The 25,565-nt window shown below is 44.6% G+C and carries 21 protein-coding genes and 4 pseudogenes; 13 read left to right on the forward strand and 12 right to left on the reverse strand.

Annotated elements, in window-relative coordinates:
- Position 1: 1 nt before the first annotated feature.
- The 6 genes from UA76_RS02860 (at position 2) to UA76_RS02885 (ending at position 5,729) form a co-directional block, all read left to right on the forward strand.
- A complete protein-coding gene (locus tag UA76_RS02860; protein WP_047042779.1) occupies positions 2 to 568 on the forward strand; it encodes a TerD family protein in 567 nt (188 codons plus the stop codon).
- A 10-nt stretch (positions 569 to 578) separates the two neighbouring features.
- The gene (locus UA76_RS02865) at positions 579 to 1,160 is read left to right on the forward strand and encodes a TerD family protein (RefSeq protein ID WP_047042782.1); all 582 of its coding nucleotides are present in this window, start codon (positions 579 to 581) and stop codon (positions 1,158 to 1,160) included.
- A 622-nt stretch (positions 1,161 to 1,782) separates the two neighbouring features.
- Entirely contained in the window at positions 1,783 to 2,460 is a 678-nt protein-coding gene (locus UA76_RS02870; protein WP_047042786.1) for a helix-turn-helix transcriptional regulator, read from the forward strand.
- Between the two features lie 23 nt (positions 2,461 to 2,483).
- Positions 2,484 to 2,867 (forward strand): RidA family protein, encoded by a 384-nt coding sequence (locus tag UA76_RS02875; protein WP_047042788.1) that lies wholly within the window; start codon positions 2,484 to 2,486, stop codon positions 2,865 to 2,867.
- Between the two features lie 39 nt (positions 2,868 to 2,906).
- Positions 2,907 to 4,313 carry a cation:dicarboxylate symporter family transporter gene (locus UA76_RS02880; RefSeq protein WP_047042790.1) on the forward strand — a complete coding sequence of 469 codons (1,407 nt, stop codon included), beginning with the start codon at positions 2,907 to 2,909 and terminating at the stop codon, positions 4,311 to 4,313.
- A 93-nt stretch (positions 4,314 to 4,406) separates the two neighbouring features.
- The gene (locus UA76_RS02885) at positions 4,407 to 5,729 is read left to right on the forward strand and encodes a CoA-disulfide reductase (RefSeq protein ID WP_047042793.1); all 1,323 of its coding nucleotides are present in this window, start codon (positions 4,407 to 4,409) and stop codon (positions 5,727 to 5,729) included.
- 93 nt (positions 5,730 to 5,822) lie between these two features.
- Here the strand turns inward: UA76_RS02885 and UA76_RS02890 are convergent, their stop codons facing one another.
- A complete protein-coding gene (locus UA76_RS02890; RefSeq protein ID WP_047042796.1) occupies positions 5,823 to 6,050 on the reverse strand; it encodes a glutaredoxin family protein in 228 nt (75 codons plus the stop codon).
- A gap of 173 nt (positions 6,051 to 6,223) precedes the next feature.
- Between UA76_RS02890 and UA76_RS02895 the strand changes: the two are divergent.
- Together UA76_RS02895 and rlmF are read left to right on the forward strand one after the other, a co-directional pair.
- Positions 6,224 to 6,738, forward strand: a pseudogene (locus UA76_RS02895) (M48 metallopeptidase family protein).
- 20 nt (positions 6,739 to 6,758) lie between these two features.
- A complete protein-coding gene (gene rlmF, locus UA76_RS02900) occupies positions 6,759 to 7,880 on the forward strand; it encodes a 23S rRNA (adenine(1618)-N(6))-methyltransferase RlmF (RefSeq protein WP_047042798.1) in 1,122 nt (373 codons plus the stop codon).
- Positions 7,881 to 8,138: 258 nt separating this feature from the next.
- Here the strand turns inward: rlmF and pilW are convergent, their stop codons facing one another.
- Positions 8,139 to 8,849 carry a type IV pilus biogenesis/stability protein PilW gene (gene pilW / locus UA76_RS02905; protein WP_047042800.1) on the reverse strand — a complete coding sequence of 237 codons (711 nt, stop codon included), beginning with the start codon at positions 8,847 to 8,849 and terminating at the stop codon, positions 8,139 to 8,141.
- A 194-nt stretch (positions 8,850 to 9,043) separates the two neighbouring features.
- A complete protein-coding gene (metA, locus tag UA76_RS02910; protein WP_047042803.1) occupies positions 9,044 to 9,985 on the reverse strand; it encodes a homoserine O-acetyltransferase MetA in 942 nt (313 codons plus the stop codon).
- Between the two features lie 124 nt (positions 9,986 to 10,109).
- Between metA and UA76_RS02915 the strand changes: the two genes are divergently transcribed.
- Together UA76_RS02915 and UA76_RS02920 are read left to right on the forward strand one after the other, a co-directional pair.
- Entirely contained in the window at positions 10,110 to 10,508 is a 399-nt protein-coding gene (locus UA76_RS02915; RefSeq protein ID WP_047042809.1) for an AAA family ATPase, read from the forward strand.
- Positions 10,484 to 10,920, forward strand: a pseudogene (locus UA76_RS02920) (DUF3859 domain-containing protein). The gene UA76_RS02915 and the pseudogene UA76_RS02920 overlap by 25 nt, the downstream one beginning before the upstream one ends.
- A 42-nt stretch (positions 10,921 to 10,962) precedes the next feature.
- Here the strand turns inward: UA76_RS02920 and UA76_RS02925 are convergent.
- The 5 genes and pseudogenes from UA76_RS02925 to UA76_RS02945 form a co-directional block, all read right to left on the reverse strand.
- Positions 10,963 to 12,462 carry an EAL domain-containing protein gene (locus tag UA76_RS02925; protein WP_047042812.1) on the reverse strand — a complete coding sequence of 500 codons (1,500 nt, stop codon included), beginning with the start codon at positions 12,460 to 12,462 and terminating at the stop codon, positions 10,963 to 10,965.
- 118 nt (positions 12,463 to 12,580) lie between these two features.
- Positions 12,581 to 13,716: pseudogene (locus UA76_RS02930) on the reverse strand (ABC transporter permease).
- A complete protein-coding gene (locus UA76_RS02935; protein ID WP_047042815.1) occupies positions 13,716 to 14,870 on the reverse strand; it encodes an ABC transporter permease in 1,155 nt (384 codons plus the stop codon). Before UA76_RS02935 ends, UA76_RS02930 begins: the two are co-directional and overlap by 1 nt.
- A 9-nt stretch (positions 14,871 to 14,879) precedes the next feature.
- Entirely contained in the window at positions 14,880 to 15,884 is a 1,005-nt protein-coding gene (locus UA76_RS02940) for an HlyD family secretion protein (RefSeq protein ID WP_047042818.1), read from the reverse strand.
- Positions 15,885 to 15,893: 9 nt separating this feature from the next.
- Positions 15,894 to 17,249: a TolC family protein gene (locus UA76_RS02945; RefSeq protein ID WP_238322151.1), complete on the reverse strand. Its 1,356-nt coding sequence runs from the start codon at positions 17,247 to 17,249 to the stop codon at positions 15,894 to 15,896.
- Between the two features lie 674 nt (positions 17,250 to 17,923).
- On the opposite strand from UA76_RS02945, the gene yiaY reads away from it, so the two are divergent.
- Both yiaY and UA76_RS02955 read left to right on the forward strand, forming a co-directional pair.
- Positions 17,924 to 19,072 (forward strand): L-threonine dehydrogenase, encoded by a 1,149-nt coding sequence (gene yiaY, locus UA76_RS02950; RefSeq protein ID WP_047042820.1) that lies wholly within the window; start codon positions 17,924 to 17,926, stop codon positions 19,070 to 19,072.
- 150 nt (positions 19,073 to 19,222) lie between these two features.
- Positions 19,223 to 20,074, forward strand: a complete 852-nt coding sequence (locus UA76_RS02955; RefSeq protein ID WP_047042822.1) for a helix-turn-helix transcriptional regulator — start codon at positions 19,223 to 19,225, stop codon at positions 20,072 to 20,074.
- Between the two features lie 87 nt (positions 20,075 to 20,161).
- Here UA76_RS02955 and UA76_RS02960 read toward each other — a convergent pair whose 3' ends face one another.
- The 4 genes from UA76_RS02960 to UA76_RS02975 form a co-directional block, all read right to left on the reverse strand.
- Positions 20,162 to 21,691, reverse strand: a complete 1,530-nt coding sequence (locus UA76_RS02960) for a tripartite tricarboxylate transporter permease (RefSeq protein WP_047042825.1) — start codon at positions 21,689 to 21,691, stop codon at positions 20,162 to 20,164.
- 8 nt (positions 21,692 to 21,699) lie between these two features.
- Positions 21,700 to 22,200: a tripartite tricarboxylate transporter TctB family protein gene (locus tag UA76_RS02965; RefSeq protein ID WP_047042827.1), complete on the reverse strand. Its 501-nt coding sequence runs from the start codon at positions 22,198 to 22,200 to the stop codon at positions 21,700 to 21,702.
- Positions 22,201 to 22,781: 581 nt separating this feature from the next.
- Complete coding sequence (locus UA76_RS02970) at positions 22,782 to 23,753, reverse strand: tripartite tricarboxylate transporter substrate binding protein (protein WP_047042829.1); 972 nt, start codon at positions 23,751 to 23,753, stop codon at positions 22,782 to 22,784.
- Between the two features lie 247 nt (positions 23,754 to 24,000).
- On the reverse strand, positions 24,001 to 24,681 hold the full coding sequence (locus UA76_RS02975) for a serine/threonine protein kinase (protein WP_047042831.1): 681 nt from the start codon (positions 24,679 to 24,681) through the stop codon (positions 24,001 to 24,003).
- A 160-nt stretch (positions 24,682 to 24,841) separates the two neighbouring features.
- On the opposite strand from UA76_RS02975, the pseudogene UA76_RS02980 reads away from it, so the two are divergent.
- Positions 24,842 to 25,560, forward strand: a pseudogene (locus UA76_RS02980) (GntR family transcriptional regulator).
- The last annotated feature ends 5 nt before the right edge of the window (positions 25,561 to 25,565 follow it).

The following is a 25,565-nucleotide window of genomic DNA, read 5'->3' on the forward strand; positions in this document are numbered from 1 at the left end:
AATGGCAATTAATTTAGAAAAAGGCAGCACAATCAATCTTACTAAAGCTGAGCCAGCACTAAGCAAATTAAGGTTGGGGCTTGGATGGGACCTATTACCATCAGAGCCCCCGATAGATATTGATTGCTGTGTTTTTATCTGTAAGCACGATGCCCAAGAGCAACCTAAGTTGATTTCGGATCATCATTTTATTTTTTACAACAACCTAAAGTGCCCACAAGGTGCAGTTGTGCATCAAGGAGATAATCGTACTGGAGCGGGTGACGGCGATGACGAAGTCATTAACCTTGACCTTCAGTTAATTGATCCTGCTGCAGAGGAGTTGTCAATTTTCGTGACAATCCATAATGACACTCGTGGTTTTTCGCATGTGAGCACGAGTTACATTAGATTGTATAACGAAGCAAATGGTAATTTGATTGCTGAGTACAAGCTTGGCCAAGAATTTGCGAATGAGTCAGCGGTACAAGTTGGTTCATTAGTTAAAAATGCTAACGAATGGGAATTCCATGCAGTAGGGGCAGGGTACCAACTGGGTCTTGGCGATATTGTTGCTGGATATCAATAAGGAAGAGATTATGTCTATTAACTTGTCGAAAAACTCTACGATTTCCCTTACCAAAGAAGTAGAGAAACTCTCCAATATAACCGTAGGACTAGGTTGGGATGTCGCTAAAGCAAAGAACAAAGGCTTCTTTGCATCCTTGTTTAGCTCTAGCACCATTGATCTAGACGCATCATGTTTGCTTATTGATGAACATCGCCAAGTGTTAGATTCTGTTTGGTTTCGTCAGCTTAAATCCGAATGTTTGGCTGTGCAGCATCAGGGCGACAATACCACGGGAGAAGGTGACGGTGATGATGAACAGATTAAGATTAATTTGAAGAATCTACCTAAAGCGGTGAAGTACATTGCTATTACCGTCAACAGTTTTACAGGTCAAACGTTTGATAAAGTGGATAACGCTTTCTGTCGTGTTCTGGACCAATCTTCAAAGGAGATTTGTCGTGTGACTTTAAATGATCAAGGGAGCCACACAGGTATCTATATCGGACTATTGAGCCGAAATAATGAAGAGTGGAACTTTACTTCAAAAGCCATCACAACAAATGGTCAAAATGTAAAACAAATCGCAAGCACCGTAGTACAGCACATCTAGCACTTGAAGCAGTTAGTGGTGTAAATAATAAAAAACGTTCAATGTTATCATTGAGCGTTTTTTTATTAGCAAGGAGAGACCGGTGATAACTTAGGTAGATAACTCAGCTCAAAGTTGCTTGGATTCTAACGTTTCACCACGACGTCACCGATTTTCTATATCGGCCATGCGCCCGCTCCATGGGCATTCACCTTTCCATTATATAGTCGGCATTTAATGCCTTTTTCGTTGAAGTAAGGTAAACACGAGCACTTCGATGATGGTAAAACTATGATAGCAGCATTACAGGGCATTCTTATAACCCACAATCTTATCTAATTTGCGTCGGTTTACATTTCTCAACTTTCACTGAAATTACTTTTTTGAACTACTTCACTAATTGGATCAAAATTAGGCTAATTGGTTAAAGTTTGAAAACTGTGATTTTTGTGGCAGTTACCGTGTAGCTATATGCATTACTTCTGATTTGAATCAAGTTACCTTGCTTAATGTCCTAAAATATCAATAAATAACGCCCGTTTTTCGGGTTAATTTCCAGTTTACAAAAGTGAACTTCCTATTGTTCTACTACTAATTGGGTAGTAAAGTTTAATTATTGAGTTAACAATTTTAAACGAAAACTATGAAGCTGAAGCAAGTGACATTTACTCAACAAGATCGCGAGTTGCTCGATAACTATTTTCGAATTGCCGATACCATTGCCGATCTGATTGGGCCACATTGTGAAGTGGTGATTCATTCCTTTGAAAGCTTCGAAAGCTCAGTGGTGAAAATTGTTAATGGTCATCACACGGGGCGAGCTATCGGCTCACCCATCACCGATCTTGGTTTAAAGATGTGGAGTAACTTTGAGAAAACGGGTGAAGTGTCACCCAGCAGTTACTTTACAAACAGTAGTGAAGGCGCTCTGTTAAAGTCTACGACCTGTATATTAGCGGGTTCTGAAGGTAAAGCGATTGGCATGTTGTGCGTCAACATGAACCTCTCATTTCCATTTCCAGAAATTGTTAAAACGCTGATGCCGGATGTCTCGGCGGTCACGACTGTCGTGAATGAAAACTTCAGCACCAATGCTAGCGATGTGATTCAACAAGCACTTGATAGTGCCATTGATGACATCGAAAAAGACACGGCAATATCCCCTAAAAGTAAGAATAAAGCGATAACAAAGCGCCTTTTTGACAATGGCGTATTTGAACTGAAAGAGACCACAACTTTGGTTTCAGAACGTTTAAATATTACCCGTCAGGCGGTTTATAAATACCTGCGTGAGTTCAAAGCAGATCTGTGCGAAAACTAATTTTTATTAAATAAGGTGAAACAATGAAACACATAATCAATACCAAAGAAGCTCCAGAAGCGATTGGACCTTACTCTCAAGGCACAACGTTTTCGGATTTGGTGTTTACGTCTGGTCAATTGCCTCTGCATCCAGAAACGATGACTTTTGTTGAAGGTGGTATTACCGAACAGGCGCGTCAGTCGCTAGAAAATCTAAAAGCAGTCTTAGAAGCGAGTGGGGCGAGTATCGATACCGTTATCAAAACGACGTGTTTTTTGTCTGACATGGAAAACTTCGCGGCATTTAATGCGGTATATGCAGACGTATTTGGTACAGAGAATGCTCCAGCACGTTCATGTGTAGAAGCAGCAAGACTCCCAAAGGACGCATTGGTTGAAGTTGAAGCCATTGCATACAAGAAATAGCCAACATTGGCAAAACATGGGTATCAATAGGAGAGCCTCATGAGTATTTCATTTATTGGATTAAGCGTTCTGTTTTTTGGCTTCTATGCGATGCTAGCCAATTTCAAGAAACAGAAAAAAACATTTAACTTCCGTGTACTAAGTGCACTGGCTGCGGGCCTTTTATTCGGTGGTGCTATCCAACTGGTGTTTGGTGTTGGAACGGTAGCAACGGCAGGCTTTGAAGAGCTCATTTCTGTTTTCGGTAAAGGCTACATTAAGCTGCTACAAATGATTGTTATCCCGCTTGTTTTCGTGGCGATGATCTCTTCAATCATGAACGTTGATGGTGGAGGCGCGCTTTCACGCATTGCACCAAAAATCATTGGTATTTTACTTCTAACGTGTGCAATTTCTGCAGCAGTTGGTATCGCGAGTATCTACATGTTCGGCATTGATGCAAACGCGTTAGTAAGCACCATGGGTACCAACAGTGCTATCGAAGCACGCGGCGACTCACTGATCGCAACTCAAGATGCGATGGCAAGTAGCGGTCTGTCTGGCATGGCACTGTCTATCATTCCATCGAATATTTTTGACATGCTAACGGGTTCTCAACGTACTTCTACATTGTCTACTGTTCTGTTTGGTATGTTCCTTGGTTACAGCATTCTTCAAGTTAAGAAACGTAAACCAGAGAAAGTGCAAAGCTTTGTCGATTTCATCAACTCTGCGAAAGAAGTGGTGCTGTCGATGGTACGTGAAATCTTGAAGCTAACGCCATACGGTGTCTTTGCACTGATGACAACATTCATGATGACCAACGATCTGTTCGCACTGGCTGAAATGGGACGCTTCCTAGTCGCAAGTTACGTGGCGATTGGCATTATGTTCGCGATTCACTTCGTGATGGTTTCTATGTTTGGTTTGTCACCAATGAAGTTCATGAAAAAGACATGGCCAGTGTTAGTCTTCGGTTTTGGTTCTCGCTCAAGCATGGCAGCGATTCCACTGAACGTAGAAACACAAACACAGCGTTTGGGTGTTGATGAAGAAACGGCAAACATGTCAGCGACATTTGGTACCAGTATCGGTCAAAATGGTTGTGCCGGTATCTACCCTGCGATGCTTGCTATCATGGCGGCACAAGTGATGGGTATGCCAGTTGATATGAGCTTCATCCTGCAGTTGATTGCGGTGATTGCGATTGCCTCATTCGGTATCGCGGGTGTCGGTGGTGGTGCAACCTTTGCAGCGGTCGCTGTACTGACTATCATGGGCCTAGACATCACGGTTGTGGCGATTCTTGTCTCGATTGAAGCGTTAATCGATATGGCTCGTACTGCGCTTAACATCTCCGGTTCTATGTTGTCTGGTGTGTTGACCGCGAAGAAGAATGGCTCTCTTAATGAGCAAGAGTACAACGCAGATAATGCCGCGACACCTTCGAATGAAGCAACGGTATAAATCTGAGTTTTACAGCCAGTAATAAAGTAGGGCACTCCTTAGTGGGTGCTCTTTCCCATTTCCCTGAACATCAGGCTATTTAGGTACAAAAAGATGAAAGTTGTCGTTGTTGGCGGTAACGCCGCGGGTATGAGCTTCGCAGCAAAATATAAAAGAAATCAACCTTCTGATGAGATCGTCGTAATTGAGAAACGTGATTACATTTCGTTTGGTGGATGCGGTTTGCCTTACTTTGCTGCAGGCATGTTTGACGATACCAAACGTATGATTTCTCGCACTCCGGAGCAAGCGATTAAGTCTGGTTTAGATGTTCGAGTGAATACCGAAGTGGTAGCGGTAGACAGAGCAAGCCGACAGGTAACTGTGTCGCATCAAAATCAAGAAAGTACGATGGATTACGACATGCTTATCATTGCAACAGGCGCACGTCCTATGGTGCCGCTATTTGGGGAATATAACCCTGAACATGTTTATACGCTGACGAGCCAAGAAGATGGTTTAGCTGTAAAAAAAGCGTTTGAAGATACTAGCAAGCAGCGAGTATGCGTCATTGGTGGCGGGTTTATTGGCCTTGAGGTGTTTGATGCTGCCCATTTGCTGAGCAAAGATGTGACGATTATCGAACGCGAGCAACATGTTATGAGCCGTCAATTTAGCCCAGAGATGATAAAGGTGGTGGAAAGCGCTATCCGAGAATCGGGAGCGGAGCTAAAAACAGGCTGCAGTGTGTCTGCCATTCGCGATGCGAAGAGCGGCGGCTACCTTGTAGAGACGGATAATGGAACCGTTGAAGCGGATGTGGTTATCTTATCCCTTGGCTTTAAGCCAAATACAGAGATGTTTGATCTGCCAAAAGCCGCAAACGGTGCGCTGTTAGTGGACGAGTTTGGCGCGACTGAAGATGCACATATTTTCGCAGTAGGCGATTGTGCGGTGGTACACCACATGGCGCTTGGCCAATCCATTTATGTACCTTTGGCAACAACGGCAAACAAACAAGCTCGTATGATGGCAGATAAACTTGCGGGTAAAGACACTCATATGACGGGTTTCCTAGGGTCGTCTTGTTTGAAAGTTCTCGACTATGAACTGGCCTGCACTGGCGTTTCAGAGTTGTTGGCTCAAGAGCATGGTTTAGAGGTAAAAGTGTCGACCATTTCAGACAAGAACCAAACGGATTACTACCCGGGGCAAGAAGACATTAAGGTGAAGTTGGTGTATCACCCAGAAACCAAGGTGCTACTTGGCGGCGAAATTGTCGGTAAGAAAGGTGCGGTGGGGCGAATTAACGCGTTAGCTGTTGCGATTACCGCGAAACTGACGACTCAACAATTAGGCTATATGGACTTTTGTTATGCGCCACCGTTCGCACGCACGTGGGATGCATTAAACGTTGCCGGTAACGTTGCCAAATAGCGGTATTCGACAAGAATCAAAAAAGCCAACCGATGGGTTGGCTTTTTGCTTTCTGGAGTCTAGATGTGAGAATGAGTCGACAGGGGCGAATGATTACGAACGATAAATCTTATCGAAGTTACCTGGGTTCCAGCCGAGCATCACGCGATCACCAATCTTCAAAACTGGAACAGAGCGAGCACCCAGCGCATCTAATTCTTTACGACCACGCTGCATTTTGGCATTGCATAGTCGGTATTTAATGCCTTTTGAGTCTAAGTAACGCTGTGCGTCTTTGCAGTGTGGGCACTTATCTTTGATGTATAGGACAACTCGTTTCATTGCAAAGCTCTCTTAATAAAATAACGAAGTAGATAGCGGTACATTGGACCGCGCGGCAGTGTATCCCAAATGGTCAGGTGTTTAAAGATACACCTCGATTTTGGAATGAATCACAACGCCTTTTTCGCTACACTGTGCGCCTTAGAAATTCTTCACTTAGAGCTACATGCTTCATGCCGCAATCTAATCAATCTTCGATCCTGCGATATATACAAGGCTACCCAGAGAACATTGTGTCTCAAGTTGAACAGCTGATCACATCCAATCGGTTGGTAAATTGGTTTGAATCTCGATATCCGGAGAACCACACCATAAAAAGTGAAAAAGCGCTCTTTGAGTACACTATGGCGATCAAGAATCGTTATATGAAAAAGACCGCGCCACTGAGTAAAGTGTCTACGACAACAAAATACATTTGATCAATAATGCGCTCGGCCTGCACACGTACGTTAATCGCGTTCATGGTAATAAAGTGAAGACAAAGAATGAGATTAGAATTGCCAGTGTATTCAAAACGGCTCCGGAGCCGTTGCTTCGAATGTTGGTAGTTCACGAGTTGGCTCATATCAAAGAAAAAAATCACGACAAGGCCTTTTACCAACTGTGTTGTCATATGGAACCTGACTATCATCAGCTTGAGCTGGACGCTCGATTATTCATGATCTATCAAGAACTGAAAGACGCTTAACTCGCGCTTGGACAAACTCAATGAAGACAGAGAAACAACAAAAACCATCGTACAGGCCGGGCAAACCTAAAAAAAATCGAAATGCAGGCAGTAACAAACGCTCTTTAAAAAAAGCGGAGAATGATGCGATAGGCGAACATAACATCATGAAATTCGCTGTGGTGAAAAGTGTTGCTGGCTTGCACAAACGTAATAAGCACCAAGGCCGATATGACTTTAATGTTTTGACTGCGGCAACGCCGGAGTTGAAGGAGCAGCTGGTTAGGAACCCCAAAGGCGATAGCAGTATTGATTTTTCTAATTCCAAATCTGTTAAGTTGTTGAACAAAGCGCTGCTCGCTCATCATTACAATGTGAAAGAATGGGATATCCCTGATGGCTACTTATGCCCACCGATTCCAGGGCGTGCGGACTATATTCATCGAGCAGCCGACCTTTTGCTCACTGAAGGGAAAGGGCTGAAACATTCATTGGTGCGAATGCTAGATGTGGGTGTCGGGGCGAACTGTATTTATCCAATTGTTGCGGCAGTGGATTATGGTTGGCAGGTTAAAGCCAGTGATATCGATTCGGTTTCCGTGGAATGCGCAAACGAGATAGCACAGTCCAATTCCGTGCTGTCTGGCAAGATTGAATGCCATGTTCAATCTGACAGTCGCCATTTCTTCAAGCATATTATAAAGCCAGGTGAGCATTACGATATCACCACATGTAACCCACCATTTCATAAATCTCTCGAAGAGGCACAACAGGGAACGGACCGTAAGTTGGCAAACCTGAATGCTAATCGGAAGAAGCGTGGTAACGGTGAAACTCAACTCACTACGAAAGCGGGCTCGCCTAAATCAAGTGCTTTGAACTTTGGTGGCCAAAAAGCAGAACTGTGGTGCCCGGGCGGCGAAGCGGCTTTTATCAAAAATATGGCATTCGAAAGTCGTGATTTTGCGAACCAAGTGTTGTGGTTTTCAACGCTAATTTCTAAGAAAGAGAATGTTCGTTGGATGCGCAAGAATCTTGAAAAAGCAGGAGCATTGGAAGCGCGTGTGGTCGAGATGCAACAGGGACAAAAGATCAGCCGCTTCATCGCATGGACATTCAAAACTGAAGCCGAAAGAAGAAAGTGGCTGAGTTTAAAGTGCTAAGCTTAATTTAACATCAGTGTTTATTTGGAGGGCATATGGAGTTTGAAATCTATCTGCCTGTGAGCCCAAATGGATATGTGACAGTCTGAATGTTCTCTTTGCCTTCTTGCTATTTTCGGCTGCCTCGCTTTCGTTCGAATTGTTTATCTTGAATACAAGAAGGTAAACCGAGTTCGGCGCGCAAGAAGTCGCCGTCAGAAAAACTCAAAGCACACAGTAGACGACTGATTAACCTGTCTATGCCACCTTTACCATTCTCTAGGCTAAGCTATCGAGCTGCTTCTGATATTTCTCTTTCAACGCTTCATTGCCGGCTTGCTCTTCGAGTCGAATTAACAGCTGTAGAGAAGGTTTTTTCAATCCGTATCGTTGATGGAATTTCATGAGTCGAATACGGGCATCCGTATATTTCCCTTGTTCAATCTCTAGGTTAGCAATCTGCAGTATTGAACGAGCTCGGTTCGGGTCGTGATCGAGAGTGCGTTGAAAATAGGTATAAGCTTGTTCTTTGTTACCTGATTTTAAAGCGCAGAGTGCGGCATTCTCATAACTTGCAGACACCAAGTAGTAATAAGGCTGATCAATAGCTTGATTGAAGTAGCGGTCAGCTTGCGCATATTCCCCTTGCTTACACAAAAATGTTCCGTAATTGTTGAGTACATTGCCGTTTCGTGGATGTTGCTTCAATGCAGAACGATAGTATTGACGTGCCATATCGGGCTCGCCCACTTTTTCATAGTAATGCGCGATGGAAAGTTGAGAACGGTAGTAATTAGGTGCATGAGTCAGTGCTTTCTCTAAGTTTGCCCGCGCCTTCACCATGTTGCCTTGACCCATGTATCCAAGACCTAAAGCAATGCGTGATTCCGCCATTTCGATATCGCTTGATTGCGGAGCAGTGTCTACGGTCTCCGTCACTGTGACACAAGCAGACAGCGTTAATGCCAAGGTGATGGGTATGATTTTCATGGTTTCTTCCTCAAACGACTTTGCGACAACTCATAATAAGTGTGTTGATGTATATAAAAATAGTTAGAGACCAACGTTGCGACGTGGTTGGCAATTGGCCGAGTAATCAATGAGATAAGTCGTGTCGGTATAAAAAAGAGCCGCAATGGGCTCTTTTAAATACACTGTTTAGGAAGGCAATAAGCAATATGGGCTTAATCGTCTTTCGTGAAATGGTCTTCGCTGAAGTGTTCCAAATCGTAAGGTGTTTGCTGGTAAACACAGTAGTTTAACCAGTTAGAAAATAGCAAATGGCCATGACTTCGCCAGCTAGCGCATGGTTTATTGTCTGGGTTGTTATTCGGGTAGTAATTAATTGGAATTGCAGGTTCCATGCCTTCGCCTAAGTCACGTATGTACTCGTTGTGAAGTGTATGAGCATCGTATTCAGGGTGACCAGTAACGAACACGTTTCGCTTATCCTTGGTTGCTGCTAGATAAACACCCGCGACGTCAGAAGTCGCTAGAATGTCCAAATCGGTGTGCTCTTCTAAGTACTCAGGTGAAAAGTCAGCGTAACGCGAGTGAGGCGCTAGGAATGTATCATCAAAACCACGTAAAACAGGGTGGTAAGGTTGATGAATCTTATGATGATATACACCTGACAACTTCTCTTTTCTTGTACGTTTTGGTAAATCAAACAGAAGCTTTAAGCCCGCTTGCGCAGCCCAACACACGTAAAGTGTGGAAGTAACGTGCTGTTTTGCCCAGCTCATAATGGTTTGTAGGTGATCCCAATAAATCACATCTTCAAACTGCACCAAGCCAAGTGGCGCACCGGTGATAATCAATCCATCAAAGTTACGGTCTTTGACCATCTCAAACTGGCGGTAAAAGTTATCGAGGTGTTCTGTAGGGGTATTCTTACTTGGTCTGTTATCAATACGCAGAAGTTCCACATCCACTTGAAGTGGACTGTTCGATAGTAGACGTAAGAACTGAGTTTCAGTCTCAATTTTCTTTGGCATTAAGTTCAGGATCAATACCTTCAGAGGACGGATCTCCTGAGTTGAGGCGCGAGACTCCGGCATAATGAAGATGTTTTCATTACGAAGTACATCAGATGCAGGTAATTGATCAGGTATCTTAATTGGCACAGCTTTCTCCCTAAGCGTATAGACGTCTATACATCTAAAGCTAACGTAATCGGTTGGCATTGTCGATAGAAAAAACCAACTATTTTTCGTAACATGCCATCCTCACTCGATGTACGAGACTCAAATGACAGCAAAGCTCACCTTAATAAGGGGATTGCCTGGCTCTGGAAAGTCCACCTTGGCGAAAACATACACCGATGCGACGCATTTAGAAGCCGACATGTACTTTGTCGATAGGGATGGTGATTACCATTACGACGCATCTAAAGTAAGGCTAGCTCATAACTGGTGCCAAGAAGAAACTCAAGCGGCTCTATTAAGAGGAGAGAGTGTAGTTGTATCCAACACCTTTATTCGGTGCTGGGAAATGCAGTTTTATACTCAGCTTGCGAAACGGCTACAGATAGATCTCGAAGTGATTGAGTGCAATGGCGAATATCCAAACATACATGGTGTGAGTCATGAAACCATTAATCAAATGAAGAAGCGTTGGCAGAAATGGCGAAACGATCAGCAATCGTAGAAATGACGTCCTATGGCGTATATAGCACTTGGGATTCACGTTCAAAACAGCTTCCTAAGATCCAAGAATTTACAACTCAAGTGGTGGCCGATGAGGCGGTAGAATTTGGCTTTGTCGTAAATATCAAGAAAGGTAAAGGTGAAGTCATCCATTACCGAATAGAGCACCCAGGAGTACTTGGTAAAAAAGGCCAACTATTAGAGTCTTTTGAAGGAGAAGAACACATCGGCAACAACGATTGGGAGTTTTATCTCGGCGACACTATTCAACTTCTTTATCCTGATGGCGGCTTTGAATCCAACCTTGGTCCTTGGAGAATGGTTATCGAGATGGGTGGAAAGATTGTCGCGGAAAAACTTTTCACCTCTATGCAAGAGATGAAGGGCAGTTTTGGAAACAGCGCGGTTTTTAACGCCGCGCAATGTCAAAAAGTAAGATTAGACTTACGAACTATCTAGCGAAGTAGCTTTTTCAGTGCCTTGAGTGTCAACGGCTTGAAAAATAGGTACCCTTGGAGCAACTGCACGTTATGTTTGCTTAACAGCTCACTTTGTTCTTCAGTTTCAACCCCTTCAGCCACGATTGTCACGTTTAACTTGTGGCCCAGTTCAATGATAGTACTCAGCACTGGTGCGTTGACCGTATCGACGCCAATTGTGTCCACGAAGCACTTATCAATTTTTAGATAGTTAAACGGTGCATCATTGAGCAAAGACAGCGATGTTTGCCCGGTTCCGAAATCATCTATAGCAATAATTACCCCTTCACTGGCGAGTGCATCCAGCACTTTTATACCACTTTCATCGAGCGCCTGTCGCTCGGTGATTTCGATGCATAGGTGATAACCTGCATCGTTCATTGCATTGTGGTAGCGCTTTAATGTTTGTACACAATGCTTTTCTTCAAGGTAACTCGGTGGAATGTTTACACCAACATGGAGTGGTTTGTTGGGTTGAGTTGGTTGTAAGTCTGTCAGCGCTCTTTGCAAGACAACATCAGTGAGTTGATTGATAAGCCCTTGCTGTTCAGCAAGAGGAATGAAAATATCAGGTCTCACCAAACCAAGTTTTGGGTGTTCCCAGCGTACTAATGCTTCAACTCCTTCGACTTCATGGGACTGACTGTTGACAAGCGGTTGATATAACAAGAAAAGCTCATTCCTTTTTAGGCCTGATTTCAAATCATCCAAAAGAGAGTCGCGTTGGCGATATCTTCTCGTAAAACCATGAATGAGCAAAGAGAGTAGAAACGCTGTTGGAATGGTAATGATCGCGATAGATATTAGTTTGGAATACACGGTTACCGGGCGTGCTTCTACTAATATGTCATAGTCATACAGGAGCGAAGCATGAACATGGTGTAACCCATTGGAAGAGAAGGGTTGCTCTGGTGGGTACAACAAGTCCTTGAACTTAATAGAAACTCGACTTAATTGTGTGCTGGCATCTCGACGTAATGTTTCAATTAAATAGTTACGATTGACGAGCGCGACGATCCCACTGTTTTCTTTATCGGGGAAAGCATCAACAACGGCGAGAGAGCGTTGCGAAATATCATTGCCGTAGTCGAAGAGGTACTCGCCACTGTCAAACTCCCACTTTTGAAACACACTATTGATATCGACTTCTATGTTACCTCGCTTGGAAGAGCAGACGATCACTCCTTCATCTACGATAACAAGTTCACGAAGTTGGTTCTCATATAGGAGCTGTTCTTGCATAACTTCACACTGGTCTTCACTTTGTGCGATGAGCGCAGATTCTGCATGCAGCTCTGTGATGATGCTATCGATATAGTTGGCGTAGAAACGACTAATTGCTACTAATTCAGATTTAACGTCTTTCTGGGCGAAGTAGTAAGAGATTGGAATCGCGACGAGTATAGGGATGAGAAAAAGTGCCAAGAATGATTTAGTTTCAATAGTAATAGAGTGGCTTGTATTTGTCTGACCCATGCTTTGACTTGTATTTATAGTGTTGATGCTATCGTAATGATAGTGTTATTAGGGGAAAAAGTATCTTTTGCACTCAATAAATTACAAAAATATCACATAACACAAGTGTTTATCTCAATTATGAAATGTCACGGTTTGATTTATTGAGTAGATAAAAGGCGATACCTAGCCATAAAAGACTTTGAACCCAGAGTCTGATTACATGATCGACGATGGCATCTGCACTAGCACCCATGTGATTAACCTTTAGCAAGGCTGGGATGGCTTGGCCGCTCGGAAAAATGGATGACAGGCTTAGAAGCGGTGTTGGAATGCTCTCCACAGGCCATATGAAGCCTGAAGTAAATATTAGCGGCATGGATAGAAACAGTGCAATAACCGTGACTAGCTCTCTTCTTGGCACAGCCTGTCCCAGAACAACTCCAATAGCCGTGCTGCATACGAACATTGGGATAAAAATCGAGAATAGGTCAAATGCCGCCCCAAGTTGTGAAATGGCGTAGAAGTCTAAGCTAAACCCGAAATAGTACATGGCAAGTACAAGATAGATGACGCCCAGCACTGATACTCGTGTTAATAGAGTTGCTAATGGTCCTGCTTGGGTCCAGTAGTCGTTAGAGGTTCGCTGTGTCGCACCCATTAGGCCAGACGCATGATTAGTGTTTGTTGTAGTATCAATACGAACACAGCGGGTACGACATAGTTGAGATAGCCAATTTCAGGGTTGAATGTCGGTTTCATGTTTACGTGAAATGCTGCATATTGCTGTTCTGCCATTGACATTGGTACGCCTTCAGAGAGGAGTCTGACAACATTGACCTTTCCAGCAAGTGTCCCGCCGGCATGAGCTAAGCCTTCAACAATGGTGCCGTAAACCAGAAAATAGGAAGCGTCACCCGCAAACGCGAGGGTAGGACTTTTCTCCAACATTAAATCGCGATAGAAATGCTCTGGGATGACAAAAATGCCACTCACATCGCCATTTAGTAAATGCTCTTTTGCTTCTTCAATGCTGCCGCTACGCGCTACGATGTTGACCTGAGGGGTAGCATCGACCATTCGCTCAAGCTGGTAGCTTGCTTGGCTTTTGTCCAGGTTTACAACGGTTATCTCTTGCTCTGTAGGCGTTTGGTTGATGTAGGGGAGCGGGTACAAAAAGGAGTAAAAGATAACACCGCCGAAAACCGTGAGTGCGACAACCGGGTTAGTGAAAATCGCCTTAAACTCAGAGCGCAAAAGTTGAAAGAGTGACATCAATTGGTCTCCGTGTTAGCCGTATTTTGTGTGGCTCTTTTAATCAAATATCCGCAAGCCAGTGCTGGTATGAGATACCCAATCATAGGCGTGAGTTGATTAAGGCTATGCCAAATACTCGCTCCGTAGCTTGCCTGTCCAACTTGCATTTCAATATAGTGACTAATCGGCAGCAGTGATCGCCAGAATTGAGCTAGGCTGTTCATATCACTGACTGGGAAAGTAATGCCCATAAAAGCGAAACTCGGGGCAGTAAAAGCACCTGCAAAGCTCATGGCTCTCGCTGCATCCAATGACAAGAAATAGAACAAGGTAGCCATGATGAGACAACAAACAACGGTGACGACCTGCGCTATTGCGATAATCAACAGGCTGCCTTGCATTGGCCAGTTAAGAACCCCGTAGAACAGCCATAAAAATCCTATACCTTGCAAAAGATATAACGGTAGGTAAGGGAGTAATGTTCTGATCACATTGAGAAAAGGTTGTCTATTTAGCCATTGGTGAACGCCTCTTTCTCTGTTATTGGCAGATAAAGTCATTATGCCCGTTACAATGATACCTATTTGCCAAATGGCAGGAATAATGGCGCCCACTAGAAACTGAGCGTAATTGCTATTGAGATTAAACAGCGCAGTAATTTGAGTTTGAATCGGTAGAGCCTTACCAAGCGCAGCGGATAAGGTTGAGTTTCCTTGGCCCAAGTTATTCCCCATTGCCAACTTAGTATTAAGGGTGCCTTGTGCTTGCATAACGGCTGAGTTAATCAGCTTGCCGACAAGGATGTATTGGCTGTTGTAGAACACAGAGACCTGAGGTGAACGACCTAGCCTAACTTGCTTATCAAACTCGTGTGGAATCACGACGTATGCATAGATGTCGCTTTTTGTTAGGTCTCGTTTCGCTTCGGCTGCTGAGCTGTATTGTTGTGTAATGGCCAGTGTTGGTGTGGCTTCCAAGTGCCGAGTAAAACTGCGCGAAAGTTGGCTTTGATCCAAGTCGACGACACCAATAGGCAGGTTAGTCGCAATGCCTTGAGAAAATATCCACCAAATCGTAAGTGCCAGCGCAACTGGCACCCACGTAAGGGAAGATAGAAGCCAAATATCACGCTTGACGATACTAAGCTGTGTCTTAACGGCGTTTTCACTCATGCGATTGACCTACTTCGCTCTATTGATCTTCTGGCTGCTGTCTAGCTCAACCACAAGGCTCATGCCCATTCGAAGCTGAACACTTTTGTCGACGGGTTTTGCTTCGATCTCGAAAGTTCTCAAGTCAAAACCTTGTGATGAGTCGGTAGAACGCCATGTGGCGAAGTCACCCATCGGCGCAATATGACTCACGACGAATGGAATTGTTGAATCCAATGCAGGGAGATAAGCGTCAAACTGTGTGCCTTTTTCAAAATGCTTCAATCGATCTTCTCGTACGTTTAGAACCGCCCAAGAGTCATTGGTATCGATAATGGTGACGACAGGGAAGCCTTGAGGCGCAAGTTCGCCACTGTGCAGCAATACTTGGGAGACCTCACCGTTAAACCAACTCGAAATTCGAGTGTCATTGGCATAAGCTTCTACTTCAGCTACCGCACCTTCTGCCATACGGGCTTTTTCTGCTGCCGCAGTTTTAGTTTCACTTCGCGCACCTTCTTGCGTCATCTGATACATCTGATAAGCAGCACTTTCTGTGTATTGAGCCGCTTTCCATTGAGTTTTCGCTTCATCACGCTTCTGTTCTGATACGACGCCGTCTTTATATAAGTTGTTGACTCGTAGATAGGTTTTCTCCATCAGTTGAGCCGCTACTTGTGCTTTGAGCCATTGATCTTTTGCCGCTTGTATCTGCTGTTGTCTTGCGCCAGTTTCTGCTTCTTTCGCGATTGCACCAGCCGCTTTTTGGCCTGCGATCGCCTGCTCAAGTTTTGCATCAATCTCTGGAGTGTGAAGCGTGAATATCAAGTCCCCTTGCTGGACGTTGTCGCCTTTGCGAACCAGCACTTGATCGATTCGGCCTGGCACTTTAGACGAGATACTGTACTGCTGCGCTTCAATCTGTCCTTGTAAACGAATAGGTTGGGGTTGATGTGCTTGGTAAAATTGATAGCTAATCCAACCAGTTACACTAAGAGCCGCAACAGCTAGGGCGATGGGTTTAAGTTGTTTCATGTTAGATCCTTACTGGTTGCTCGAGGTGATTGAAGTGCGTTCATAGGTATCAAACGCATCCATTTGGCTAGATAACGCTAAAAGCTTGGTGAGCGAAAGTAGGTAATTGAACTTCGCCGCTGACTGTTGCGTTTTTATGCTGGCAAGGTAGAGCTCAGCATCGACGACATCCAGAGAAGTTGATAGGCCTTGCGCAAACGCTTTTTGACGAAGAGATAAGTTTTCGCTGGCCAGTGTAAGGCTCGATTCTAAACCGTTAACCTCTTGTTTTGCCTGCTGGGCTTCGAGGTAGGTCTTCTGGACCAGCACCGATAAGTCCTGTTTGGCTTGGGCTTTTAAATACTGAACCTGTGAGACTGCGCTGTGCGCGGCTTTGACCTTTTGGTTTCTACCGCCATTTTCTATCAGTGGCACACTTACCCCGATGCCGACCATCCAATCGGGTTTCATTTGGCTAGCCAGTGAGTCTTCTTCATACAGACTGTAATCTCCATACAAATAGACTTCAGGGTAATACTTACCTTTTTCAGCCTTAATCAGGCTGCTCGCTTGCTTCTCTTTGGCATCCAATAGGGCTAAGCCAGGGTAGGTGGATAGGGTTTGGTCGACAAACGCGCTGAGTGGTGGCAGAGACTGGTTGATAAACAAATTGCCATTAGGCTCAACCACTTGATTCTGATTAAGTATTTGATTTAAAGCCGTTTGGGTAATTTCTAATGTGGTTTGAGCCTTTTGGCGGTCGACAATCGCTTTATCTAGAGAAGCTTCGGCTTGAAGTCGTTCGATTTTGGCAATTTGCCCTTGCTCTTGGAGCTTGATGGCATTTTCCAGGTGATGTGTCAGTCCACTCTCAACACTTTGACGTGTAGCAAGAACATCTTGGGCAAGGAGTACACTAAAGTAATACTTACTTAAATCTTCGTACCTTGCCTGAACTTCCATCGCCAGTTGGCTAGCGGCTTCTTCGGTTTTACCTTGGGCTGCGGTTTGGGCAGCAGAAATTCGGCCACCAGTGAAGATAGGCCAGATAGCACGGATCGATGAAGTGAAGATATCGCGCTCGGTAACTGTTGACGTAATCGAGCCGAGTTCAGCAAGTACGGGGCTGAGGATAGGCGCTAAATTAGGCGGAAGATGAATACTTTGACCTGTGCTGTCGAATAACTGCTGACCAGACACGGTAACGTCACTGTCCAATCGGGTGTAGTTTGCACCAACTGATACAGAGGGCAGGTTCAAATTGGAGGTTGCATTTTGAAGGTGCTGTTGGCGTTCGACATTGGCGCGCTGTGCCGACAGAGAGTAGTTGTTTTGTTGAACCACTTCCCATGCTTGTGAAAAGCTAATCGGGGCAGAGAGTGCCATGCTGCTCGTAAAAAGGCCGATTGAGAGAGCAGTAATGACGTTTAACTTATTAGTCATCATGTGAGTACCCGTCGTTGCGAAGAAATTAGAGTATATACTCTAATTTTTGAGTGCTCAATCCGTTTACTGTGCAATTTTGCAACGAATTGCAAATAAGTGAGAAAAAGAGTTCTTATAAAGTTTAGATCTTACTGTCTGTATCTAAAGCCAATTATTGTGTATACCCAAGTGACTTCAAGATGCAGGATTCAGAGCGTTATCACTGGTTCAAGTTCAAGGCAAATGACGCAGCGGAATAACGGGTTCTTTCCGAGTCATTTAACATAGAAATTGAGCCAGTGATACGCTCCCAAAGGGCGAGTTTGCCTAGCTCGCCTACTTTGTTAACAACTCTCAATTTAGAACCACTAGATTTTCAACCGTTGCCGCGTATGCGAACTAGGCAATTCTCGCTGAACCACGCATATTGAGGTTACTTGGGTATATGTTAGTGAGTAAAAGCGCGCATTTTAAATAATGACTATTTTTCATAAAAATCGAGCTAGTTTGCTATTCACCACACCTGATACTCTCGAGTTATTGAATTAAACACACCTCTAAAGTAGTAGCAGGTACACGCCAATGAGTTGTTAGAGGGTGAACACTTAAAACTAAAAATGTAAACGAGGTAGAACATGTCTAATGCATTCTATATCCCATCTTTGAACCTTATGGGCGCAGGCTGTTTAAATGACGCTGTTGGCTCAATCAAGTCTCAAGGCTTTTCGAAAGCGCTGATCGTAACTGACCGTGTATTGAATGAACTTGGTGCGGTTGCCAAGCTAACCACTCTTCTAGACAAAGAAGGTGTTGAAGCGGTTGTGTTCGATGAGACCAAGCCAAACCCTACAATCGGTAACGTCGATGATGGCCTAGCACTACTTAAAGCAAATCAATGTGACTGTGTTATCTCGTTCGGTGGTGGTTCTCCACACGATTGTGCAAAAGGCATTGCGCTGCTTGCAACCAACGGTGGTGAAATCAAGGACTACGAAGGTGTTGATGTTTCTGCTAAACCACAGCTACCACTTATCGCGATCAATACTACGGCAGGTACTGCGTCTGAAATGACTCGCTTCTGCATCATTACTGATGAAGTTCGTCACATCAAGATGGCTATCGTAGACAAGAACGTAACGCCAATCATCTCGGTTAACGATCCTGAGTTGATGCTAGAGAAACCAGCATCTTTGACAGCGGCAACGGGTATGGATGCACTAACACACGCAATCGAAGCGTATGTGTCAGTTGCTGCAACACCAGTAACCGATGCGGTGGCAATTAAAGCCATTGAGATGATTCAAGCGAACCTACGTGAAGCAGTACAAAATGGGGACAACCTAGAAGCTCGCGATAACATGGCTTACGCACAGTTCATGGCAGGTATGGCATTCAATAACGCATCACTGGGTTATGTCCACGCGATTGCTCACCAGTTGGGTGGTTTCTACGACCTACCACACGGCGTATGTAACGCAATCTTGCTGCCTCACGTTCAAGACTACAATGCACAGGTGGCTCCTGCTCGTTTGGCTGACGTTGCTCGCGCAATGGGTGTGGATACTGCAGGCATGACAGACGAGCAAGCAACAAGCGCTGGTCTAGATGCTATTCGCCAACTTTCAAAAGACGTAAACATTCCGTCTGGCCTAGAAGAGCTTGGTGTGAAGCGCGACGATTTCGATGTGCTTGCTGAGAACGCACTAAAAGATGCATGTGGCTTCACTAACCCGAAACAAGCAACTCATGAAGAGATTGTAGAAATCTTGTCTGCAGCGCTTTAATTTGCTTCGTTAAGTTGACTGAGTGCAGGCCAAACGATTGCCTGCACTTTGTGAAAACTAAATCGAAAGTTTAGCCGAGTGAGATCAATGTTCACTCGGTTTTCTGTGCTTACTATGTCCCTACGTGTATTTTAAGTGGCACAGAAGCCTATGCATAAGATCAGTAGTTTTAGTCGAGTTGCGGAGCGCGAATATGCGTTGTCGACACAGGGTGTTAACCTGTTGTATTACGATCTACCGAAAGATTATTACGACGAATACCATTCTTACGAGCTTCCTCGTCTGTGCACCATCCTACAAGGTGCAAAGTCCATCAAAATCAATAATTCAGAAGAGTTGAGCTACCAGCGCGATCAATTTGTATTGCTGCCGCCTGAAACGAATGTCTTTATGAAGATGCCTGAGCATACCAAGGCGTTGGTGTATGAGTTCGATGACCATATGGTTGATCACGTCAGTCAACGGGTGCTTGATGTGTTGGAAACGGACATGACAGACATGCACGCGCCAAAAAGCTTTGCTGTTGAAGTCGTCGAGAACCGTATTGCCGCGCTTCACTCCCGAATGCAAGAGATATTGCTTGCAGAGGAAGCTGGACAAGAGTTTCTCGTTGATTTGACGGCGCAAGAGATGGTTTTCGAGCTACTAAGAAAGCAAACGTGCCAGAGGTTAATTGCGGGCAATAGTAATCATCCAATCCAAAAAGCCATGCGTATCTTGAATTCGCCAGCTGGAATGCAGATGACCCTGTCGCAAGTGGCCGAAGAAGTAGGGCTGTCACTGTCTAACTTTTCCCAAAAGTTTAAAGCGATGACAAACACAAGTCCGAAACACTACATCACACAGCGTCGCCTTCAGACATCAAAAACAAATCTCAAGAAAATGAACGTGACGGATGCGGCTTTGGAGTCGGGCTACGACAATATCTCACATTTCATTCGACTGTTTAAAAATGAATTTGGTATGACGCCTAAACAGTATCAAACGGGCTTACTAAACTAGATTTTTACGGCGATGTGTTGAACGAGAAAAAGGAGCGAAATCGCTCCTTTTTGGGGTTTATTGCTTTAGTTCTTCAGTTGTTTAGTTCTATTGGGACTGAACTTGTTCAGGTCGACCTTTCATGCGCTTAACCAATGAGACGACGATAGGGCTAATAAGGACTAATGCCGCAAGCACAGTGAAGGTCAGTGTGATAGGGCGTTCCCACAAGAAGCTCAGTTCACCATCACTGATCATCAATGCGCGGCGCAAATTCTCTTCCATTAACCCACCTAAGATGAAACCAAGTAACAGCGGGGCTAATGGGAAGTTAGCCAATCTCAATGCTATAGCAGCCATGGCGATGATCAACATGATGAACACATCCATGGTATTGAACGATACAAGGTAAACACCTGTGATAGAGAAGAACAAAATCATAGGCAGTAGTACCGTTCGTGGCACTGCTAGTAGCTTAGAGATGTACGGAATCAACGGTAGGTTTAGGATCACCAATACGATGTTGCCAATGTACATAGAGATGATAACCGACCAGAACACGTCCGGATGTTCAACAAACAGGCGCGGGCCCGGTTGAATGCCATAAGCAATGAGTGCACCAAGCATAATTGCAGTTGTACCAGAGCCTGGAATACCCAGTGTAAGCAGAGGAACAAGTGAGCCACTTGATGCGGCGTTGTTTGCTGACTCTGGTGCAACTAGGCCGCGAATACTGCCTTTGCCGAACTCTTCTTTTTTGTCTTTTGGCGCAAGGTTGCGCTCCATACCGTAACTAAGGAAAGCGGCGATCGTTGCCCCAGCGCCCGGAAGAACGCCCGTGAAGAAACCCAAGATTGAAGAGCGCAGTGAAACAGGAGCGACTTCTTTGATCTCTTCTTTGGTGACTTTCATGCTACCGATGTCGCTCATTTTCTCCTGCTCTTGCTTACTAGTGTCTGCGCTTGGCTTAAGAATGCCCATTAGGGTTTCACCCAATGCGAATGTCGCCATAGCTAAAAGCAAGAAACTAAATCCATCCATTAAATCAGTTAAGCCAAAAGTAAAGCGCTCAACGCCTACGCCTTTGTCGATACCAACCGTCGATAGCATTAAGCCCAAAACCGTCATCATCCATGCTTTGATTACCTGACCCGGGCCGGCAAATGCTGCAACCGCTGATAAGCCAAGCACCATCAATGCGAAGTAATCAGAAGACTGGAAGCTTAGCGAAACGCTCGCCAGAGCGGGCGCTGCCACGAGAAGCATAATGGCAGAAAGGGTACCACCAGTGAATGATGAGTATGCCGCCAACGCTAACGCTTTACCCGCTAGGCCTTTTTGGGCCATTGGGTAGCCGTCGAATGCGGTAACAACGGTAGAAGAACAACCTGGTGCATTAATCAGAATCGATGATGTTGATCCGCCAAATACGGCTCCGTAATACACACCCGCCATCAAAATTAGTCCCGAAGACGGGTCTAGACCGTAGGTGATTGGGATCATGAGAGCAATGGCCGAAATAGGGCCAAGACCCGGTAACATGCCAATAAAAGTACCAACAAAACAACCCACGACAACCATCATGATGTTGGTTGGCATCACTGCCGTCGACAGGCCTTGTAAAATTCCATCTAACATAATGAGTCCTACCAAAGAGTGAAGATGATTCCAGGCTCAAGATAGATATCTAAGCCTTCGGTGAGTAAAAGGAAAAAAACTAATACGAAAGGAAATGAGGCGCCGAAGAGCACTTTCTTTCTGCGCTCACCTAATAAGTAAAATCCGGCTAGTAAGAACAAGCTGGTGGCAATGACAAAGCCAAGGTAAGTCAGGCCGACGCCATAAAGCGCCATGAGTGCTAGAAAGCCACCGAGTAGCTTCCAATTGAAATCCATCACTGCGCCACTTTGAATGTCTGGTTGACCAGTCACCAACAGGATCAGAGCCAAAGCAATACCCGCAAATGTGAGTAATGTTGGTAATGTGCGTGCGGTGAAGGGTTCGTATTCATCTCCAGGGAATAGTGGGATTTGTGAGGTTTGGTAGCCATAGCAGAGACAGACGATCAAAAAAATCATCGCTCCAACTCTGTCGCGACTTAACAAGTTTTCCTTGCTGAAAAATGAATTTGTTGGCGAGTCCGACATATCCAACTCCATTTGCTTGAGGTTCAAAAGAGAAAAAAAGGCCGTATTTAAGAGGTTAATGAGTCAATGTCAGGGTATTCATTAACCAATGTAAGCGTGTTGCTGCTAGTCAATAGGCTTACTGTTCGTTCATAAACAGATAGCTTAAAAAGAGTGTTAAACAGTCAGTTCAATAAGCGTTCTGTTAAATAAACAAAGGAGTTTTTGGGGTTCTATCAAGTAGTGCAAGATAGAGTTCTTAAATACGGCGAAACATTAGGGTTTGTTGACCTTTCGAGGTCAAATTTTGTTCGAGATAAAATCGTTTTAGGCGCGGCGAAGACTTTGTAGCTAGTCATTCTAAGCAAATAGTCTTCAACAAAGCACAAAACGATTTTAGCCGAACCCTTCGGGCAGCCTTTGTGGCTCATTTCTACTGTGTTATCGGCTTTTCATGTAGGCTAGCTACACTTCAAACCCTCTGCCTAGTATAAATTTCCCACAAAGAGCTGCAAAAACTAGCTCGAAAGGTCAACAGACCCTAGACAGTGGGCTAGAGGGATTTAGCCCAGCTATCATTTAACTATTTAGAGCGATTGTTATTATTTTAAGAAACCCAGTTCACGCATTAGGTCGCCCATTTGCTTCTCTTGATCTTCAAGGAAGGCATAGAAGTCTTTGTCGGCTTTGTAGTTGTCGATCCAGCCATTGCGGTCGCGAACCACTTGCCACTGGTCAGTGGAGTACATCTTGGTAAGTGCTGCGTTCCACTCATCAATCTTCTCTTGGCTAGCACCAGGTGCTGCGAAGAAACCACGCCAGTTAGCGAAGACTGTTTCGTTACCATATTCCGTTAGAGTAGGGACATCTGGTGCTGCTTCAAGACGTTTAGGTGCAGTTACTGCAAGAATCTTGACTTGGCCAGACTTAGACATTTCTAGCACTTCGCCCAAGCCAGTTGAAAGCAGTTGCGTTTCGCCAGATAGAAGTGCAGCCATGGCCTTACCACCGGCATCGTACGCGATGTAACGAACTTTCTTAGCATCAAACCCTTCACCTTTGAAAGCCGCAGCGACGACTAGGTGGTCCATACTGCCTCGAGCAGAACCTCCCGCAATTTTTACTTTACGTGGGTTAGATTCAAACTCAGCAACTACATCTTCCCATGTGTTATACGGTGAGTCTGGAGACGTCACGATCGCACCGTAGTCGGCGATTGTAGCCGCTACAGGCGTTAAATCGCGGAATGATTGAGGAAAAATACCGGTTAGAGAACGAACGACGATAGGCGTCGAGTTCACCATTAATGTATCTTCTTGGCGTTTGGCAGTTTCGATTAGATGTGCGATGGCCTTACCGCCGCCACCACCAGATAAGTTTTGGAAAGAGACGTTTTCAACGATGTCTTCTTTAACTAGAACATCCCCTGTGCCACGAGCCGTCATATCCCAGCCACCACCTGCGCCACCAGGAATTAAGAAATGGATTTTTTCTACGTCTGCGGCGATTGCGCTCATTGAGAAAGACGCTGCAATAATTGATGCAGCCAGAGTTGGTTTTAGTACCTTAAACATGATTCACGTTCCTTATGTAGGCACACCCTGATTTGTTTGGGTGTTTATTGTTATCATTTATGGCTGAAGTAAGAAGCTTTCGTCACTTCAGATGCGTTTAAGGTTAAGAGAATGTTACAGACCTGTCTCTAATGCGTAGATAAAAACAATATTGAGCATTAAAGGGGTTTTGTTCATAAAGTTTATGGCAAGAGAGAGTTGTTGAAATGTGCCATTTTTACCTTTTAAAACAATGAGTTGGAGGTGGCTAACTGCTAGTGTACGCTTTTTGTATGATTCGTGCATAGCGAGCAGGGAGGTACTCAAGATTGGGCGTGACGTGCCTTTCTACAGCCATGTTAAGAGGAAGTTCTTGAAATGGATGCGCCCCTTGAAGATGACAGGCGATAGAAACGGCTAGGCCAAAATAATCATCGATTGAGCTCGCTTTGCCTTTACGATCTAGCACATTTTTTGTTGCGAAATAGCGGCTACCGCCGTGAAATGGGTTTTGTTCATAATGTGTTTTGATTGTAATGGATTGACCAAAGTCGATAAGCCAACCGATGCCTGATTGGTCAATAATGATATTACTCGGTTTGACATCGCCGTGGACGTAACCTGCCCGATGTAAAGCGGTAAGCTGACGTTCAACATTATGATGCCAGCCGTCGATTCCAGAATGAACTTCAGAATGATCCTGACTTAAAGCGATGGCTTTTAAATGGTCAGTCAGTGTTTGACCTTGAATCGCCTTTACTGCCATCAAAGCCCAGTGACTGGATTGCTGAAAATCAATCATTGGATTGACAGCCCACTCGGGTAGGGCTTCTCTGATATGAACTTCGTTTGAAAGCTGTTGAATCTTGGCTTTTGATTGCGCGATTTTGACAATGACGTCGTCATGGATTGGGTGGTGCGCCGAGAAAACATGCGAAGAAATACTCATCTTAAAGTTCGCATTGTCAACAATGTGTGATTTTAAATGAACTGAATGGACTAATTTTGATCTACTTTAGTCTAAATTGTCGACAGTTTGCTTGCGTGTTTGTTTTTTGATCAGCTAGAGTGATGGTTAACAAAGAAGTAAAAGTCGAGATGAAATCACTATGCCTAATTCTTCAACCTCAACCTCAGCGTCGGCTGTTAAAGATGCGAATGTTCTGCAGGATAAAGAGTCGACCAAATCTGAAAATCTGACTGAGCGTCTGGTTGAGGCCATTGTTCAGGGCGAGATATTGCCTGGAGATAAAATCTCCGAACCTGAGCTGGCAAAGCAGTACGAGGTGAGCCGTGGCCCTTTACGCGAAGCATCATGCGTGTGGAGGGGCTCGGACTCATTGAGCGAATTCCTCATGTCGGGGCGCGGGTAATTACGTTAACGCCAAGCAAACTGGTCGAACTCTATGCGGTGCGTGAAGCGTTAGAGGGAATGGCTGCCAGACTGGCTGCTCGTTTCATCAACGAAAAAGAGCTCAAAGAACTGAAACGGCTGCTAGATACGCATTCCTCTCACGTTGAAGAGGTCGATGGGGCTTCATACTTTCATCAGTACGGTGACTTCGATTTCCACTATCGAATCATTCAAGCCAGTCGCAATCAAAAACTCATCGGGTTGCTTTGCGATGAGCTCTACCATTTACTGCGAATGTACCGATACCAATCCCCCAAGCAGCACGCCAGACCCATCGAAGCACTAAGTGAACATAAATTTATCTATAAGGCGATTGAAGATGGGGATGAAGAATTAGCTGAGATGCTGATGAGAAGGCATATCTCAGGCAGTCGTAAACTTCTCGAGCAACGCATTGCTTCGGAATCTGATTAGAAAAG

It is taken from the genome of Vibrio mexicanus, assembly GCF_001012815.1.
Taxonomy (GTDB): Bacteria; Pseudomonadota; Gammaproteobacteria; order Enterobacterales; family Vibrionaceae; genus Vibrio; species Vibrio mexicanus.